Source organism: Dactylosporangium darangshiense (assembly GCF_039537565.1).
Taxonomy (GTDB): Bacteria; Actinomycetota; Actinomycetes; order Mycobacteriales; family Micromonosporaceae; genus Dactylosporangium; species Dactylosporangium darangshiense.
Map to the genome: position 1 here is coordinate 1 of NZ_BAABAT010000237.1, position 555 is coordinate 555.

Consider the following 555-nt stretch of genomic DNA (forward strand, 5'->3'; position numbering starts at 1 on the left):
TGGAGTTTGTGGGTCGGGCGGATGCGCAGGTGAAGGTGCGTGGGTTCCGGGTGGAGTTGGGTGAGGTTGAGGCGGTGTTGCGGGAGCATCCGGCGGTCGATGATGCGGTGGTGGTGGCGGATGGTGATCGGTTGGTGGCGTATGTGGTGGGGGTTGGTGTGGCTGGGGTGGAGGTGTTGCGTGAGTTCTTGGGTGCCCGGTTGCCGGAGTTCATGGTGCCGGCGGTGTTTGTGGAGCTTGCGTCGTTGCCGTTGAACGTCAATGGCAAGGTCGATCGGGTCGCGCTGCCGGCGCCGGATGCGGCTCGGCTGGAGCTGGCTGGGGTGTTTGTTGCTCCGGTGGGTCCGGTGCAGGAGGTGTTGGCGGGGATGTGGGCTGGGTTGTTGGGTGTGGAGCGGGTTGGTGCGGCTGACAATTTCTTTGCTTTGGGTGGGCATTCGTTGTTGGCGACGCAGGTGGTGTCGCGGGTGCGGTCGGTGTTTGGGGTGGAGGTGCCGTTGGAGGTGTTGTTTGATACGCCGACGGTGGCGGATGTGGCGGCGGCGGTTGCGGCGG

Annotated in this window: 1 protein-coding gene; it reads left to right on the plus strand. The window is 65.0% G+C overall.

Features of this window, described 5'->3' with window-relative positions; all coding sequences use genetic code 11:
- Positions 1–29: 29 nt before the first annotated feature.
- Positions 30–555: phosphopantetheine-binding protein (locus tag ABD901_RS58895; protein WP_345145172.1), on the plus strand; the 526-nt coding region annotated here is incomplete at its 3' end.